Raw genomic sequence first — 15,559 nt, 5'->3', positions numbered from 1 at the left:
GGCAACAGGATTTTACAGGCATGAGCGATAGCAGGACGGCAGCATGGGATCGGGTAAAAGCGATGCCGCAGGCGACACTCGCGCAACTCTTTGCGGAGGATGAAGGCCGGGTCGACGCGCTTTCGGGCCGGATCGGCTGGGGCGAGGGCGAGGATGCTGCGGGAATCCGCTTCGACTGGTCGAAAACCCACCTGACCGACAATCTGCTGTCTGCCTTCGAGGAACTGGCCGAAGCCAGCGATTTCCCGGCCAAGCGCGCCGCGCTGTTCGCGGGCGATGCGATCAACGTCACCGAAGGACGCGCCGCAGAACACACAGCGCAGCGCGGCTCAGGTAGCGAAACAAGCGTCGAAGAAGCGCAGGCGCTGCTCGCGCGTATGCAGATGCTCATCGAGGCGATCCGCGAAGGCGCGCTCGGCGAGATCAACCACCTGATCCACATCGGCATCGGCGGCTCCGCGCTCGGCCCCGCGCTCGCGATCGACGCGCTGACCCGCGACCTCGCCTATGTCGATTGCCACGTCGTCTCGAACATTGACGGGGTCGCGCTCGAAACCGCGTTCGCGGCGTGCGACCCGGCAACCACGATGATCGCGGTGGCGAGCAAGACCTTCACCACGATCGAGACGATGACCAATGCCGACAGCGCGCTCACCTGGCTGCGCGAAAACGGCGTCACCGATCCGCACGGCCGCGTGGTCGCGCTGACCGCCAATCCCGAGGGCGCGGTGGAATGGGGCGTCGACGAGACGCGCGTGCTGCCCTTCATGGAAAGCGTCGGCGGGCGTTACTCGCTGTGGTCGAGCATCGGCTTTCCCGTCGCGCTCGCCGCCGGGTGGGACGAGTTTGCCGCGATGCTGGAAGGCGCGGCCGCGGTGGATGAGCATTTCCGCGAGAGCGACGGGCGCGACAACCTGTGCCTGCGCGCGGCATTTGCCGACCAGTATTACATCCGCGTGCGCGGCTGCCAGACCCGCGCCGTGTTCGCCTATGACGAGCGGCTGGCGCTGTTTCCCGACTACCTCCAGCAGCTGGAGATGGAGAGCAACGGCAAACGCGTGACCTCGGAGGGCGAGCCGGTTGACGGCCCGACTGCGCCAATCACGTGGGGCGGGGTGGGGACCGACGCGCAGCACGCGGTCTTCCAGCTGTTGCACCAGGGCACGCATCTGGTCCCGGTCGATTTTCTGGCCAGCATCGCGCCGGGTGACGCGCTCAACCCCGCGCATCACCGCATCCTGCTGACCAACTGCTTCGCGCAAGGCGCAGCGCTGATGGCGGGCGGCAACATGAGCGCCGACGGGAAAGACCCCGCGCGCGAATTCCCCGGCGACCGGCCTTCTGCGATAATTCTGTGCGACGATCTCGACGCGGCGACGCTCGGCGCGCTGATCGCCTTCCACGAACACCGCACCTTCGCCAACGCCGTGCTGATGGGCATCAACCCCTTCGACCAGTTCGGCGTCGAGCTGGGCAAGAAGATGGCCAAGGACATCGACGGCGGCGCGGCGGAATTCGACGCGAGCACCAAGGCGCTGCTGGAAGCGAGTGGGTTGGGGTAGTCATCAGTCTGCCTTGTCAGATTGCTCGCTCAATCGGCCTAGAGACCCCAATTGAATGACGAATTTCGGTCTAGAGAATGCTTTGTTCTTTGGGTCGCAGCGCTTTGACCAATTCAGGGTGGCTAGACCACCGAGGATAAGGGCGACCATTAGACCAAAGGCGATCATCACGATCGCAATGCCGAAGAACGTGCTCATGTGTCGACATTTACACTACGAATTACGGCCAAGTCAGCGCGCGCGGCCACTCCCGCTTCGCTATCCACAGGTTGGAAATGGGAAGTTTCGGTTTTTCAGGTACTTGTATATCTCAAATCAATTCACGCTTTGTGAGCGTCCTGTGCCATTTAGTCACACGAGATTGCGATAAATGAAGCCGTCCCGGTAAATTTGCTCGCGCCGTTTGGCTTTCCCCAATCTCCCCCGTAATTCGAGGTCGTTCTCAGATTGAGCCTCTAAGATGGATTCTTCATTGAGCGCCTCTTGAATTCCCAAATGGATTCTGAGGTTCACACGAGTGACCCAATCTAGAATTTCGTCGCATAGCCAAATGACCTTTGGCTCCTGTATAAAAGGTGTTGGAGCCGGTATCTCGTTCGTTCGCCGGTAAAGAGTTGCCCTGCTCCACCCTGTTATGATCTGAAGGTCATTGATGCTGATGCCCTTATCGTACTTCTTTAGTCGTGATGGCGAGAAGCTGATGAAGCGAGAGATTCTTTGGTTTGCGGGCATGAACTAGTAGATTGGCCCAACTCCGTTGTTTTGAAAAGCAATCTATTCGGTCCCACGCAAAAAGTTCGAGCCCAAGGCGTGCACCGCTGGCTTGCTGACAGCGTGACGTTTCCGCATCCCGGTGCTAAGCCCGCGAAATGAAACGATGGTTCGCGGTATCTCGATCTCCTCGGGTCGATCTACATTTATAACGAGCACCGCGGGTACACCGCGCTCGACCGGGTGCTGGAGGCCGTGAAGGCCAAGCATCCCGAGGCGACGGAGTTCATCGCGGCGGTCGAGAAGCACCGGGCGGACGAGCGCAAGCACTATGTCATGTTCAAGCGCTGGTTCGAACTGCGCGGGACCAAGCCGATCGCGCTCGACCGGGCGTTCGGCCATATCGACCGCTTCATCGAAATCACCTTCGGCACGCCGATCGACAGCCTCGACACCAAGGCGATCGTCGCCAGCGACGACCTGTTCGAGCGGCTGTGCCGCGTCGTCTCGCTGACCGAAAAGCGCGGGCTGAAGCAGGTCGATATCCTGCTCACCAAGCCGGTCGTGCGGTCCGACAAGGCGCTGCTGCGTATTTTCGAGGTTGTCCATGTCGACGAACCCAGCCATTTCGAGCCCTATGACAAATGGCTCGCACAAAACGCGCGGCGGCAACCCAGCTGGCGCGAACGGTGGATCGATCGCATGATCCACTCCGAACTGCTGTTCATCAAGCTGCCGCTGCTGTTCGTGTGGCTGGGCGCGCCGCGCCGCAGCGAATGGGCGGACGCGGGCGAATTCAATCCCCGCCCCCGTCCGATTCAAAGCACAGTCAAGCCGCGACTCGCCACCGCCGAATGAGCTCGCGACCTGAGGGTATGGCCCGATTCGACCTCGGGCACTGGGCGGGGCGATTCTGGAATCGCCGTGTCGGCGGGATGTTGATCCGCAACACCGTCGTCAGTTCCAGCGTCTTCGTGGTGGGGCTGGGCGTGTTGTGGGTGCTCGTCGAATATGCGCATATGGACGAGGTGATTGCCGCCGGCATCGGCTTCCTCGTCGCCAACTCGCTGCATTACCTGCTCGGCCGGTACTGGATTTTCGCCGGATCGGATCGCAAGCTGGCCAGCGGTTACGTGCTGTTCCTGATGAACTCTGCGGTCGGGCTGGGTGTGACGATGGCGTTGTTCTGGGTGCTGATCACCTTCACCCCAATGCACTATCTGGTGATCCGGATCGTGGTGTCGATCTTTGCGGGGCTGATCGTATTCGCGCTGAATGCGGCGCTGAACTTCCGGCAGGTCTGACGCGCTGATCCATTGCCAGGGGCGCGGGATAGACCTACGCCATAGTCATGAGCTTTCCGATCATCTTCGCCGTCGTCTGGGCGCTGATCCTCGCAGGGGGCGGCGGGCTGCTGACCACGATCGGCGAGTGGTATCATAATCTCGAAAAGCCCAGCTGGCAGCCGCCCGACTGGCTGTTCGGCCCGGCGTGGACGATTATCCTCGCACTGGCCGCATGGGCTTTCGTACTGAGCTGGAATGGGGCGCCCGAAGCGGATCGCGCGCTGTTGACTGGCCTCTATCTTGCCAACGGGCTCTTCCATTTCCTGTGGTCGCCACTGTTCTTCACTGCCAAGCGCCCGGACTGGGCGCTGATCGAGGTGCCGTTTCTGTGGCTCTCGGTCCTCGCGCTGACCGTTTTCCTGCGCGAATGGTCGGTCGCGGCGAGCTGGATGATCGTGCCCTATCTGGTGTGGGTCAGCTTCGCGAGCATCCTCAACTGGACAATCGTGACGCTCAACGGGCCGTTCGGTCGCAAGGCCGCCACCTAGGCGCTCTCTGCCTCTTCGGTCGCCTCCATCAGGCGCAATTTGGCGAAGTCCTGCGGGCGGTTGTCCGCCAGCCATTCCATCATCCCTTCGCGAATATCGCAGCGAAGGTCGAACAGGGTGGGGGAGTTCTTCGCGCTCATCAGCAGGCGCACTTCCTTGGAATCGCGCGTCGTGTCGGTCACCTGCACCACCTTCACCCGGCCATCCCAGCGCTCGTTCGCTTCGATCTGCCGGTAAAATTCCTCGCGGATAGGGCCGATCTTCGCCTTTGGGTCGAGATGGAGGAACACCGTGCCCAGCAGGTTGGCGGTCTGCTTGGTCCAGTTCTGGAAGGGTTTTTCGAGGAAATAGCTGGTCGGCACCACCAGCCGCCGCTCGTCCCAGATCTTCACCACCACATAGGTGGTCCGAATATCCTCGATCCAGCCCCATTCGCCTTCGAGCACCACCGCATCGTCGATATTGATCGGTTCGGTCAGCGCCATCTGCACGCCCGCGATCAGCGACTTGAGCGCTGGCTGCGCGGCGGCACCCACCGCGAGACCGGCGAGACCCGCCGAGGCGACCAGCGTCACCCCGATATCGCGCACGCCGGGAATCGCCAGCAGCATCAGGCCGACGGTGACGAACACGATGATGAAGGTCGCGATGCGGTTGAACATCGTCAGCTTGGTGCGCTTGCGCCGGGCCTTCAGGTTGTCCGCGACCGATATATCGGCCTTGAGCTTCGCCGCCTCGACCAGCGCACGCACGATGGCGAGCGCCATCCATCCCACCACGGCGGGCAGCACGAAAGTCGCGATATCGGCCCACACCTCGCGCAATTCCGGGACGTAGCGCGCCGCGCCCATCAGCGCGATCACCACGATGGCGAGCCGGGTGGGGCGAAAAAGGTGCCGGACCACGATATCGTCGCTCGACTGGTCGGTCCGGCGCGCGATCCGGCGTAGCAGGTAGAACAGCAGCGCATGCAGCGCGATCGCTGCGCCCACCGCGATCCCTGCCGCGAGTGCTGCGTGCAGCGGATCGGCGAGCAGACCGGTGCTCTTGTCGATCGTCTCGGTGATGGATCCCATCTTTCCCGGCTCCCTCGATACGTCTCGAATACCCAACGCAGGGCAACTGCCAGTTGTTTCGCAGGGGCAGTGCCACCGATTGACTTTTGCACCGCAATGCACCATTTGCCGCAAGAACGAAGCGCAACTGCCAGCGTGAAGCGTCCGCCGCACAAATCTGCGAGCGGCCCGGCAGCGCCTCGATTGTTTCCAGACTTCCCTTTTCACGCGGGCGGTTACCACCCCTGCGATAGCGCGCGGACTCCGTTGGTATCGGGTGCGCGGCGCGAACCGCATGCAATGCGAGTCACATAATCACATGACCGAATTCAAAGACCTCGGGCTGTCGCAGCCCGTCCTCCAGGCGCTCGACCTCAAAGGTTATACCGAGCCTACCCCCATTCAGGCGCAGGCGATCCCGCCCGTGCTCGAAGGCCGCGACCTGCTGGGTATCGCACAGACCGGCACCGGCAAGACCGCTGCCTTCATGCTGCCCAGCATCGATCGCCTGCGCGACGGCGACAACCAGACGCCGTTCAAGTCGTGCCGCATGCTAGTGCTTGCGCCGACGCGCGAGCTGGCCGGGCAGATCGCCCAGAGTGCCAAGGATTACGGCGCGCTCGCGGGCCTCAAGGTCCAGTCGATCGTCGGCGGCACGTCCGTCAACAAGGATCGCAACAAGCTGCACCGCGGGACCGACATCCTCGTCGCGACGCCGGGCCGCCTGCTCGACCTGATCGACCAGCGCGCGTTCAACCTCGACGGGGTGGAAATTCTGGTGCTCGACGAAGCGGACCAGATGCTCGACCTCGGGTTCATCCACGCGCTGCGCAAGATCAACGAACTGACGCCGAAGGATCGCCAGACGCTGTTCTTCAGCGCGACGATGCCCAGGGCGATCAAGGAACTGGTCGGCCAGTACTGCCGCAATCCGGCGCAGGTCTCGGTAACGCCCGAAAGCACCACGGCAGAGCGGATCGAGCAGTTCCTGTTCATGGTCCAGCAGGACGAGAAGCAGAGCCTGCTCGAGCTCATCCTGTCGGGTCGTCACGAGATCCCAGGCAAGATGGAGCGCGTGCTCGTATTCGCGCGCACCAAGCATGGCTGCGACCGGGTGGTGAAGAAGCTGGCGCAGGTGAACATCGCCGCCAACGCGATCCACGGCAACAAGAGCCAGCCGCAGCGCGAACGCGCGCTCGACGAGTTCAAGCGGGCGAAGACCCCGGTGCTGGTGGCGACCGACGTTGCCGCGCGCGGGATCGACATCCCCGGCGTCAGCCACGTCATCAACTACGAACTGCCCAACGTGCCAGAACAGTATGTGCATCGCATCGGGCGGACCGCACGTGCGGGTGCCGATGGCATTGCGATCGCGTTCTGCGCCGAGGACGAGCGGCAGTATCTGAAGGATATCCGCAAGACGACCGACGCCGAGTTCGAACGCCTGCCGCTGCCGGATAACTTCCGTGCGGTGGTCGAGGGCGTCGGCCCGACCAAGCCTGCACCCAAGCAGCAGCGCGGCCAGCGCGTCAGCCCCAAGCCGATTGGCGACGGCGCGCGCAAGCCCAAGGCGAAGCATCCGGCGCGTAAGGGCAAACCGCACGGCTCAGGGCAGGGACGCGGCGGCCCTGGTGGTTCGGGCGGCCAGAACCGTGGCGGCCCGCGCCGCCGCAACAACCGTTCCGGCGGTGCACGCTCGGGCGGGCAGGGCTAGGCTGCGCGGCTTGCACGCGCCGCTCCGCTCGTCGATAGCGCCGTGATGGAACCAGTGAACCCGACCGGTAAAGAACTTCCCGCCGACGCGCAGCCGATCGAGCGAGTGCAGGAAAATATGCTCGCCCGGGGCGAGCGGTGGCTGCTCGACCGGCTGTGCGCTCGCATGCCCCGGTGGGTCACGCCGGACATCCTGACCTTCACCGGGATGGTGGGCGCACTGGCGATCTTTGCCGGCTATGCCGCCAGCAACCTGGGCGATGGGTGGCTGTGGCTGTCTATCGCCGGATACGTGGTCCACTGGTTCGGCGACTCGCTCGACGGAAGTCTGGCGCGCTTTCGCCGGATCGAGAGGCCGCGCTACGGCTATTTCCTCGACCATAGCTGCGATGGTCTGGCGACGACACTGGTCGTGCTGGGGCTCGGCGCATCCGGATATGTCCAGCTGGAGGTCGCGCTGGTGGCATTGGCGGGATACCTGCTGATGTCGATCCACGCGTTCCTGTCGGTCAGGGTGATGGGCGAATTGCGCCTGTCGTACCTCAAGGCCGGGCCGACCGAACTGCGACTGATCCTGATTGCCCTGACGGTCGCGATGATCGTGCTGGGACCGACGCCGCTGATCGGAGTCTTCACAGGCTTCGACCTCTTCGTCGGCGCAGTGGGCGTGCTGCTGATCAGCCTGTTCGCGGTGCAGACTGCCACTACTGCACGCAAGCTCGCGCTGGAGGAACCGGCGGTCAAATACCCCCGATCCTGACGCAGCGGGCGCTCGATCGGGTCGCATGCAGACGGGCAATTGGCGTTCGTCGAACGTGCTATCGCCCGGACAGCCACGGTTCACCTGGTCGGTCTCACTCGTTGACCGACGCGGGCATCCCGCCCCGTCCTATTCGTGAAAGTCGAGCTTATGCGTCGTTGCATTCCTCTTTTTGGCGCCGTCGCGCTCGCCGCCTGCTCCTCCATCCATCCTGCGCAGATGCACCTGCCCGAAAGCTTGTCTGCCAGCACCACGACCCGGATTACCGGCTTCAACGGCTGGAACACCGGCAAGTTCGCGGCGGGCCGCTACAATGGATCGTACCAGCGTTCGGAGGGAGGAATGGCCCTGTTCGATACCTGGATCGAGCGGTCCGGCAAGGCGCGCTTCGCGATCGCAGGGCCGGAGATATCCTCGACCATCGAAGCACAATGCCGGATGCGCGAACGCGCGATTGCGGTCAGCGACCGGGTGGAAGTCACCACCAATCCGATGGCCTTCCGCTGCGAGTTCGAGGCTGACGGGCGTGCGTTTCCTGCGCGGTTCGAACTGCAGGAGGTGACCGGTGGCGGGACCGCCGCCTATCGCTACGAACGACGCGGCGAGATCGCGCTGGGCGGGGAAATCGTGCAGATCCGTTCGGTCCACGATATCGTCGGCACTTCCAACGGCACGATCACTCCGATCGGTTACCTTTTCGAACAGAACGGGCGTGCGGTCGGGGCGCTTGAGCTCAATGGCACGCCCGAACTGATTGTGCCCGATGGGACCGATCCCGGCCTCGCACGTACGCTGACCGTAGCGTCGGTGGCGCTGGCGGTGTTTCAGGACCCTGCGAACAGGGTCGGCGACTGAGCCGATTGCGGCGCACGATCTCGCCGGGCACGGTTGAACCGCGCAGCCGTGCCCGCCATATCGCGCGCTCCCGCAAACAGGAGCGCTCTCGATGGCCGCCGACCAATACGACTACGACCTTTTCACCATCGGCGCAGGCTCCGGCGGGGTGCGCGCGAGTCGCGTTTCCGCCGCGCTGGGAGCGAAGGTTGCCGTCGCGGAGGAGCACCGGGTCGGCGGCACCTGCGTCATTCGCGGGTGCGTGCCCAAGAAGATGCTCGTCTACGGCGCGCATTTCGCCGAAGACTTGGAAGACTGCCAGCGGTTCGGCTGGGACATCGGCGAGCGGAAGTTCGACTGGAAAACCTTGCGCGACAATGTGCTCGAGGATGTCACCCGGATCGAGGGGGCCTATACCGAAACGCTCGAAAACCACGACGTCACGATCTTCAAGGAACGTGCCGAAATCACGGGGCCGCACGAGATCACTCTGGCGAGCGGAAAAAAGGTTACCGCAAAACATATCCTGATCGCGACGGGCGCGCGGCCGCGGATGCCCGAGTGTGAGGGTGCGGAACATGCGATCTCGTCCAATGAAGCGTTTCATCTCGACGAGTTGCCGAAGAAAATCATCATCGCGGGCGGGGGCTATATCGCCAACGAGTTCGCGGGCATTTTCAACGAGTTCGGCTGCGATGTTCACATCGTCAACCGGGGTGATCGTCTGCTGCGCAGCTATGACGAGGCGGTGCGCGACCGGCTGCTGCAGATCAGCACGACGAAGGGGATCAAGTTCCGTTTCAACACCCATTTCGAATATATCAAGCCGTGCGACGAAGGCGGCTATTTCGTGAAGCTGTCCGACTGCGACGAGGAAAAGGCCGACCTCGTGATGTTCGCGGTGGGCCGCGTCCCCAATACCGAAGGCCTCGGCCTCGATACAGCGGGCGTCGAGCTGGGCGAGGGTGGCGAGATCAAGGTAGATCGCTTCAGCAAGACCAATGTCGATCACATCTACGCCGTGGGCGACGTGACCGATCGCGTGCAGCTGACCCCTGTGGCGATCCGCGAAGGCCAGGCCTTTGCCGAAACCGTGTTCGGCGATGGCGATCCGGTTGCCGTGGACCATTCTTGCATCCCCAGCGCAGTCTTCAGCCATCCGCCCATTGCGGCGGTCGGCATGACCGAGGGGGAGGCGAAGGAAGCACTTGGCAGCGTGAAGGTGTACCTGTCGGACTTCCGCCCGATGAAGAACGTGCTCGCCGGCCGTAACGAGCGCAGCCTGATGAAGATGATCTGCGATGGCGACAGCGGAAAGATCGTCGGCATCCACATGATCGCGCCCGAAGCGCCCGAAATGATGCAGGCGGCGGCGATTGCGGTGAAGGCCGGGCTGACCAAGGCGGACTTCGACGCGACCGTCGCGATCCACCCGACGATGGCCGAGGAACTCGTCCTGATGCGTTAGGCGGCTTCCCCCTCATCCAACTGCGGCTAGGCTCCTTGCGTCGCCAAGCCTTCATATCCTTCTCCCACGGGGAGAAGGATGGCGCAGCTTGCACCGCAGGGGCTAGCGAAGCCTGGATGAGGGGCTTGACGCGAAGCAATTGCCCGGCGAACGCAGCCTCTACGCCACACCACGAACTCCCGATTGGCTTGACCCTGTGCGCTGCCCGAGCCTAACCCCCTCTGGCGCAACAGGGAGTACCGAATGTCAGCCAATATTGCCGAGATGGAACGTCGCCGCGAGGCTGCCCGCATGGGTGGTGGTCAGAAGCGGATCGATGCGCAGCATGCCAAGGGCAAGCTGACCGCGCGCGAGCGGCTCGACGTGCTGCTGGACGAAGGCAGCTTCGAGGAGCTCGACACCTACGTCGTCCACGACTGCACCGATTTCGGCATGGAAGACCAGCAGATCATGGGTGACGGCGTCGTCACCGGATCGGGCACGATCAATGGCCGGCTGGTCTACGTGTTCAGCCAGGATTTCACCGTGTTCGGCGGCTCGCTGTCGAAACGCCATGCGGAGAAAATCTGCAAGGTGATGGACACCGCGATGAAGGTCGGCGCGCCGGTGATCGGCCTGAACGATTCGGGCGGCGCGCGCATTCAGGAAGGCGTCGCCAGCCTCGGCGGCTATGCCGAGGTGTTCCAGCGCAACGTGCTCGCCAGCGGCGTCGTCCCGCAGATCAGCGTCATCATGGGGCCGTGCGCGGGCGGCGCGGTTTACAGCCCTGCGATGACCGACTTCATCTTCATGGTGAAGGACAGCTCCTACATGTTCGTCACCGGGCCCGATGTGGTGAAGACCGTCACCAACGAAGTCGTCACGCAGGAAGAGCTGGGCGGCGCGATCACCCACACCACCAAGACCAGCGTGGCCGATGACGCGTTCGAGAACGACATCGAAACGCTGATGGCCACGCGCCGCTTCTTCGACTTCCTCCCGCTGTCGAACCGCGAGCCGGTGCCCGACATGCCCACCAATGATCCGTGGGACCGGGTTGAGGAAAGCCTCGACACGCTGATCCCCGACAACGCCAACCAGCCGTATGACATGCACGAGGTCATCTCGAAGGTGCTGGACGACGGCGATTTCTTCGAGATCCAGCCCAAGCATGCGGGCAACATCATCTGCGGTTTCGGCCGCGTGGAAGGCCGCACCGTGGGCGTGGTCGCCAACCAGCCGCTGGTGCTGGCAGGCGTGCTCGACATCAATTCGTCCAAGAAAGCCGCGCGCTTCGTGCGCTTCTGCGACGCGTTCGACATTCCGATCCTGACCTTCGTCGACGTGCCCGGCTTCCTCCCCGGCACCAGCCAGGAACTGGGCGGCATCATCAAGCACGGCGCAAAGCTGCTGTTCGCCTATGCCGAGGCGACCGTGCCCAAGATCACCGTCATCACCCGCAAGGCCTATGGCGGCGCGTATGACGTGATGGCGTCGAAGCATCTGCGCGGCGACCTCAACTACGCCTGGCCGACTGCGGAGATCGCGGTGATGGGCGCAAAGGGCGCGGTGGAAATCATCTTCCGCCAGGACCGCGACGACCCCGAAAAGATCGCCGAGAAAACGAAGGAATACGAAGACCGCTTCGCCAACCCCTTCGTCGCCGCCTCACGCGGCTATATCGACGAGGTGATCTACCCGCACTCGACGCGGCGGCGGATTGCTTTGGGGCTGCGGAAGCTGCGCGGCAAGGAGCTGAGCAACCCGTGGAAGAAGCACGATAATATTCCGCTGTGAGGTGAAGCTGTGGAACCGATAATCACCACAGGTGCCGCACTAGTTGGTGCGTCGACCTGGTTTCTTAGCAAACTGCTCGGACCCTCGGCAGATGCAATGGGTGAGCAGATCAAGCTTTACGGTTCGGACCGCCTCCGAGCTGTGTTCCAGAAAGCCGAGGAATTGTCGAGTTCTGAGGAACTCAACGCCATTCCGCCTGGTTTTGCAGTGCAGTTACTACAAAAAGCGTCGGTGTCTGAGGACGATCCGAACCTAACTGAGATGTGGGCTCATCTCCTTCTAAGCGCTTCGAAAAACTTTTCAAACCGACATGCTATCTTTGCGGATATCCTTTCGCAGATCAATTCGTTCGACGCCATGCAGCTTAACAATATTGTCCCAGAGAGTGCTCATGGAGGGCCGCAGACGCAGATGTCCGTGAATCAAAAGAGTTCACTGCGTCAGAGATTCCAGTCTTCCTTCAAATGGCCTGTGGCCAACGCGGATGAAGCGCGCGATGAATTCAATAAATTGATAAGCTTCGATCTATTGTGGCCGGGAAGGGTCACGTCAGCTACTTATCCGTATTTGCAAGACGGACAACTTGCGACGCTCGCTGGTGGCTCTGGCGATCAGTTCGCAAGCTATGACGCTCTGTTTAGACAAGGCCTGATTGACCGATTTTCGTTCGATCTTGGAGAACCACTAAAGTCGCCTTATCTTGAGGGATTTTTGGTTTCTGCACTGGGCGTACGTTTCACTCAAACCTGCAGGGGGCTTGCATGAAACTCGGCCGTCTCAACCATATCGGCGTCGCGACGCCCTCCATCGCGGACTCGATTGCCTATTACCGCGACACGATGGGTGCGGTGCGGATTACCGAGCCGTTCGACCTTCCCGAACAGGGCGTGAAGGTCTGCTTCGTCGATACGCCCGACGCGCATGGCGAAGTCGGCAAGGGCACCCAGATCGAACTGATCGAACCGTTCGACGAGGCGAGCCCGATAAACGGCTTCCTCGCCAAGAACCCAGCCGGGGGCCAGCACCATCTGTGCTACGAGGTGGAAGACATCGAGGCGGCGCGCGAGTGGTTCGAGGGGAAGGGCAAGCGCATCCTCGGCCCGACGCGCATCGGCGCGCATGGCACGCCGATCTTCTTCCTCCACCCCAAGGACATGATGGGCCAGCTGACCGAAATCATGGAAACGCCCAGGGAGGGCGCGCACTGGTCCAATTAGGGCAATCCTCTCAATCCCGTTCGGGCTGAGCTTGTCGAAGCCCTGCTTTTTCTTCTAGCGCGGGTCCAGAAATGAAGGACAGCCCTTCGATAAGCTCAGGGCGAACGGATGTGATGGCTGAAAACAATACCCCAACCCCCGCAGACTGGCAGGCCAAGGCCGACAAGGAAGTCAAAGGCCGCGACCTGACGTGGCACACGCTGGAGGGCTTCGATGTGAAGCCGCTCTACACGGCGGAAGACACGGCGGATATCGATCCGGGTCTGCCCGGTTTCGAGCCGTTCACGCGCGGGCCCTACGCCAGCATGTATACCGGCCGACCGTGGACCATCCGCCAGTATGCGGGCTTCTCGACCGCCGAGGAATCGAACGCCTTTTACCGCCGCAACCTTGCCGCCGGGCAGAAGGGGCTGAGCGTCGCCTTCGACCTCGCCACGCACCGCGGCTATGATTCGGACCACCCGCGTGTGGTCGGCGATGTCGGCAAGGCGGGCGTCGCGATCGACACCGTGGCGGACATGCAGATCCTGTTCGACCAGATCCCGCTCGACACGATGAGCGTCAGCATGACGATGAACGGCGCGGTGATCCCTGTGCTGGCGTTCTACATCGTCGCGGCGGAGCGCTCGGGCGTGAGCCAGGACAAGCTTTCCGGGACCATCCAGAACGACATCCTCAAGGAGTTCATGGTCCGCAACACCTACATCTACCCGCCCGAGCCAAGCATGCGGATCGTGAGCGACATCATCGCCTACACATCCGATCACATGCCGCGCTTCAACAGCATTTCCATCAGCGGCTATCACATGCACGAAGCGGGCGCGACGGCGGTGCAGGAACTCGCCTTCACCATCGCCGATGGCAAGGAATACGCCCAGCGCGCGATGGAGACGGGCCTCGATATCGACGCCTTCGCCCCGCGCCTTTCGTTCTTCTGGGGCATCGGGATGAACTTCTTCATGGAGATCGCCAAGATGCGCGCCGCGCGGCATCTGTGGCACGACGTGATGGAAGGGCTGGGCGCGAAGGACCCCAAGTCCAAGATGCTCCGCACGCACTGCCAGACCTCGGGCGTCTCGCTGCAGGAGCAGGACCCGTACAACAACGTCATCCGCACCACGATCGAGGCGATGGCGGCGGTGCTGGGCGGCACGCAGTCGCTCCACACCAACGCGCTGGACGAAGCGATCGCGCTGCCGACCGACTTCTCCGCCCGCATCGCGCGCAACACGCAGCTGGTGCTGGAGGAAGAGACCGGCATCACCAACGTCGCCGATCCGCTGGGCGGCTCGTATTATGTCGAGGCGTTGACCGCCAAGCTGGTCGAGGAAGCCAAGAAGATCATCGACGAGGTCGACGCGGCGGGCGGGATGACCAAGTTCGTCGCGACGGGCGAGCCCAAGCGGCGCATCGAACAGGCGGCCGCCGAAAAGCAGACCAATGTCGACCGCGGCGAGACGGTGATCGTCGGCGTCAACAAGTACCGGCGTGACAAGGAAGACGAGATCGAGACGCTCGATATCGACAACCACAAGGTCCGCCAGTCGCAGATCGCGCGGCTGGAGAAGGTCCGTTCGGATCGCGACGAGATGGCCTGCCAGGCCGCGCTCGATGCACTGTCGCGCGGTGCGGCGCAGACCGAAGGCAACCTGCTGGAACTGGCAGTCGAAGCCGCGCGGCACGACGCGACGCTGGGCGAGATTTCCAGCGCGATGGAAGACGTCTTCGGGCGTTACGACACCAAGCCGACCCCGGTGAAGGGCGTCTATTCCAAGGCCTACGCCGCGGATAGTCGCTACCAGCAGGTCGTGCAGGGTGTCGACGCTGTGGAGCAACGGCTGGGCCGCAAGCCCAAGATCATGGTCGCCAAGATGGGCCAGGACGGGCACGATCGCGGCGCCAATGTGATCGCGAGCGCCTTTGCCGACATGGGCTTCGATGTCGTCTCCGGTCCGCTATTCCAGACCCCGCAGGAAACGCTGGAGATGGCACTGTCCGAGGGTGTCGATGCCATCGGCGCTTCGAGCCTCGCGGCGGGCCACAAGACGCTGATCCCCGAGCTGATCCGCCTGCTGAAGGACGCGGGCCGCGCCGATATCAAGGTGACCGCCGGCGGCGTGATCCCGCAGAGCGACTACCAGTTCCTGCGCGATGCAGGCGTGCAGGGCATCTACGGCCCCGGCAGCAATGTGGTCGAATGCGCGGCGGATATGCTGCGTCTGCTCGGCCATAACATGCCGCCACCCGATGATGAGATGGAAGAGGCGGCGGAGTGAGCGGGGCTGCCGACTGCATCCACTGCGGTCACCCGTTGAGCACCCACCACGCGGGCGGCGATGGCGAGCGGGCGTGCGCGGTGAAGGGCTGCGATTGCATCGGCTATGTGGCGAAGGGTGAGGTGGCGGAGTGATTTCCATAGTCGTCATTGCGAGCGTAGCGAAGCAATCCAGGGCGGCTCGTGCTAGCTCTGGATTGCCACGGCGACTGCGTCGCCTCGCAATGACGAGGGAGGCTGCGGAGTGACCTTCACGTCACCCGTCACCCCGGACTTGATCCGGGGTCCCGCTTCTTCTTTGGTGGCACATAGAAAGAAGCGGGACCCCCGCCTGCGCGGGGGTGACGAGGTTAG

The 15,559-nt window shown here is 62.9% G+C and carries 15 protein-coding genes; 13 read left to right on the top strand and 2 right to left on the bottom strand.

All coding sequences use genetic code 11. The annotated features are described in order from the left end of the window. The first annotated feature begins 20 nt into the window (after positions 1 to 20). Complete coding sequence (gene pgi, locus AAG591_RS04910; RefSeq protein WP_342529893.1) at positions 21 to 1,562, top strand: glucose-6-phosphate isomerase; 1,542 nt, start codon at positions 21 to 23, stop codon at positions 1,560 to 1,562. A gap of 3 nt (positions 1,563 to 1,565) precedes the next feature. On the opposite strand, the gene AAG591_RS04905 is transcribed toward pgi, so the two are convergent. Further along, the gene (locus AAG591_RS04905; protein WP_342529892.1) at positions 1,566 to 1,760 is read right to left on the bottom strand and encodes a hypothetical protein; all 195 of its coding nucleotides are present in this window, start codon (positions 1,758 to 1,760) and stop codon (positions 1,566 to 1,568) included. 768 nt (positions 1,761 to 2,528) lie between these two features. Here AAG591_RS04905 and AAG591_RS04900 point away from each other — a divergent pair. Genes AAG591_RS04900 through AAG591_RS04890 form a run of 3 tightly spaced genes read left to right on the top strand, consistent with a single transcriptional unit; the run spans position 2,529 to position 4,107 of the window. Then, positions 2,529 to 3,131, top strand: coding sequence for a ferritin-like domain-containing protein (locus AAG591_RS04900; protein WP_342529891.1), 603 nt, complete (start codon positions 2,529 to 2,531; stop codon positions 3,129 to 3,131). Positions 3,132 to 3,148: 17 nt separating this feature from the next. Next, positions 3,149 to 3,577 (top strand): GtrA family protein, encoded by a 429-nt coding sequence (locus AAG591_RS04895; protein ID WP_342529890.1) that lies wholly within the window; start codon positions 3,149 to 3,151, stop codon positions 3,575 to 3,577. A 47-nt stretch (positions 3,578 to 3,624) separates the two neighbouring features. Beyond that, positions 3,625 to 4,107, top strand: a complete 483-nt coding sequence (locus tag AAG591_RS04890) for a TspO/MBR family protein (protein ID WP_342529889.1) — start codon at positions 3,625 to 3,627, stop codon at positions 4,105 to 4,107. On the opposite strand, the gene AAG591_RS04885 is transcribed toward AAG591_RS04890, so the two are convergent. Then, positions 4,104 to 5,183, bottom strand: coding sequence for a mechanosensitive ion channel family protein (locus AAG591_RS04885; RefSeq protein WP_342529888.1), 1,080 nt, complete (start codon positions 5,181 to 5,183; stop codon positions 4,104 to 4,106). The genes AAG591_RS04890 and AAG591_RS04885 overlap by 4 nt on opposite strands. 298 nt (positions 5,184 to 5,481) lie before the next feature. On the opposite strand from AAG591_RS04885, the gene AAG591_RS04880 reads away from it, so the two are divergent. The 9 genes from AAG591_RS04880 (at position 5,482) to AAG591_RS04840 (ending at position 15,340) form a co-directional block, all read left to right on the top strand. Continuing rightward, positions 5,482 to 6,876: a DEAD/DEAH box helicase gene (locus AAG591_RS04880; RefSeq protein ID WP_342529887.1), complete on the top strand. Its 1,395-nt coding sequence runs from the start codon at positions 5,482 to 5,484 to the stop codon at positions 6,874 to 6,876. 45 nt (positions 6,877 to 6,921) lie between these two features. Next, complete coding sequence (locus tag AAG591_RS04875; protein WP_342529886.1) at positions 6,922 to 7,635, top strand: CDP-alcohol phosphatidyltransferase family protein; 714 nt, start codon at positions 6,922 to 6,924, stop codon at positions 7,633 to 7,635. A 150-nt stretch (positions 7,636 to 7,785) separates the two neighbouring features. Beyond that, positions 7,786 to 8,490 (top strand): VV20781 family protein, encoded by a 705-nt coding sequence (locus AAG591_RS04870; RefSeq protein WP_483413806.1) that lies wholly within the window; start codon positions 7,786 to 7,788, stop codon positions 8,488 to 8,490. A gap of 91 nt (positions 8,491 to 8,581) precedes the next feature. Beyond that, positions 8,582 to 9,937, top strand: coding sequence for a glutathione-disulfide reductase (gorA, locus tag AAG591_RS04865; RefSeq protein ID WP_342529884.1), 1,356 nt, complete (start codon positions 8,582 to 8,584; stop codon positions 9,935 to 9,937). 243 nt (positions 9,938 to 10,180) lie between these two features. Then, positions 10,181 to 11,713 carry an acyl-CoA carboxylase subunit beta gene (locus AAG591_RS04860; protein WP_342529883.1) on the top strand — a complete coding sequence of 511 codons (1,533 nt, stop codon included), beginning with the start codon at positions 10,181 to 10,183 and terminating at the stop codon, positions 11,711 to 11,713. A gap of 96 nt (positions 11,714 to 11,809) precedes the next feature. Next, complete coding sequence (locus AAG591_RS04855) at positions 11,810 to 12,478, top strand: Abi-alpha family protein (protein ID WP_342529882.1); 669 nt, start codon at positions 11,810 to 11,812, stop codon at positions 12,476 to 12,478. Beyond that, positions 12,475 to 12,930, top strand: a complete 456-nt coding sequence (gene mce / locus AAG591_RS04850; RefSeq protein WP_342529881.1) for a methylmalonyl-CoA epimerase — start codon at positions 12,475 to 12,477, stop codon at positions 12,928 to 12,930. The genes AAG591_RS04855 and mce overlap by 4 nt, the downstream gene beginning before the upstream one ends. A gap of 113 nt (positions 12,931 to 13,043) precedes the next feature. Then, complete coding sequence (gene scpA / locus AAG591_RS04845; RefSeq protein WP_342529880.1) at positions 13,044 to 15,206, top strand: methylmalonyl-CoA mutase; 2,163 nt, start codon at positions 13,044 to 13,046, stop codon at positions 15,204 to 15,206. After that, on the top strand, positions 15,203 to 15,340 hold the full coding sequence (locus tag AAG591_RS04840; protein WP_342529879.1) for a hypothetical protein: 138 nt from the start codon (positions 15,203 to 15,205) through the stop codon (positions 15,338 to 15,340). Before scpA ends, AAG591_RS04840 begins: the two co-directional genes overlap by 4 nt. Positions 15,341 to 15,559 lie beyond the last annotated feature (219 nt).

The sequence above is a fragment of the Citromicrobium bathyomarinum genome, from assembly GCF_038594485.1.
GTDB classification, from domain to species: domain Bacteria; phylum Pseudomonadota; class Alphaproteobacteria; order Sphingomonadales; family Sphingomonadaceae; genus Alteriqipengyuania; species Alteriqipengyuania bathyomarina_A.
Note: the sequence above shows the minus strand (reverse complement) of the source record. Positions and strands in the feature narration are given on the sequence as shown.

Bases quoted from the DNA above. Each gene is read 5' to 3' on its own strand.
- scpA (WP_342529880.1), top strand. From the start codon at position 13,044: ATGGCTGAAAACAATACCCCAACCCCCGCAGACTGGCAGGCCAAGGCC.
- AAG591_RS04885 (WP_342529888.1), bottom strand. From the start codon at position 5,183: ATGGGATCCATCACCGAGACGATCGACAAGAGCACCGGTCTGCTCGCC.
- AAG591_RS04875 (WP_342529886.1), top strand. From the start codon at position 6,922: ATGGAACCAGTGAACCCGACCGGTAAAGAACTTCCCGCCGACGCGCAG.
- AAG591_RS04870 (WP_483413806.1), top strand. From the start codon at position 7,786: ATGCGTCGTTGCATTCCTCTTTTTGGCGCCGTCGCGCTCGCCGCCTGC.
- gorA (WP_342529884.1), top strand. From the start codon at position 8,582: ATGGCCGCCGACCAATACGACTACGACCTTTTCACCATCGGCGCAGGC.
- AAG591_RS04855 (WP_342529882.1), top strand. From the start codon at position 11,810: ATGGGTGAGCAGATCAAGCTTTACGGTTCGGACCGCCTCCGAGCTGTG.
- pgi (WP_342529893.1), top strand. From the start codon at position 21: ATGAGCGATAGCAGGACGGCAGCATGGGATCGGGTAAAAGCGATGCCG.
- AAG591_RS04905 (WP_342529892.1), bottom strand. From the start codon at position 1,760: ATGAGCACGTTCTTCGGCATTGCGATCGTGATGATCGCCTTTGGTCTA.
- AAG591_RS04860 (WP_342529883.1), top strand. From the start codon at position 10,181: ATGTCAGCCAATATTGCCGAGATGGAACGTCGCCGCGAGGCTGCCCGC.
- AAG591_RS04895 (WP_342529890.1), top strand. From the start codon at position 3,149: ATGGCCCGATTCGACCTCGGGCACTGGGCGGGGCGATTCTGGAATCGC.
- AAG591_RS04890 (WP_342529889.1), top strand. From the start codon at position 3,625: ATGAGCTTTCCGATCATCTTCGCCGTCGTCTGGGCGCTGATCCTCGCA.
- mce (WP_342529881.1), top strand. From the start codon at position 12,475: ATGAAACTCGGCCGTCTCAACCATATCGGCGTCGCGACGCCCTCCATC.
- AAG591_RS04880 (WP_342529887.1), top strand. From the start codon at position 5,482: ATGACCGAATTCAAAGACCTCGGGCTGTCGCAGCCCGTCCTCCAGGCG.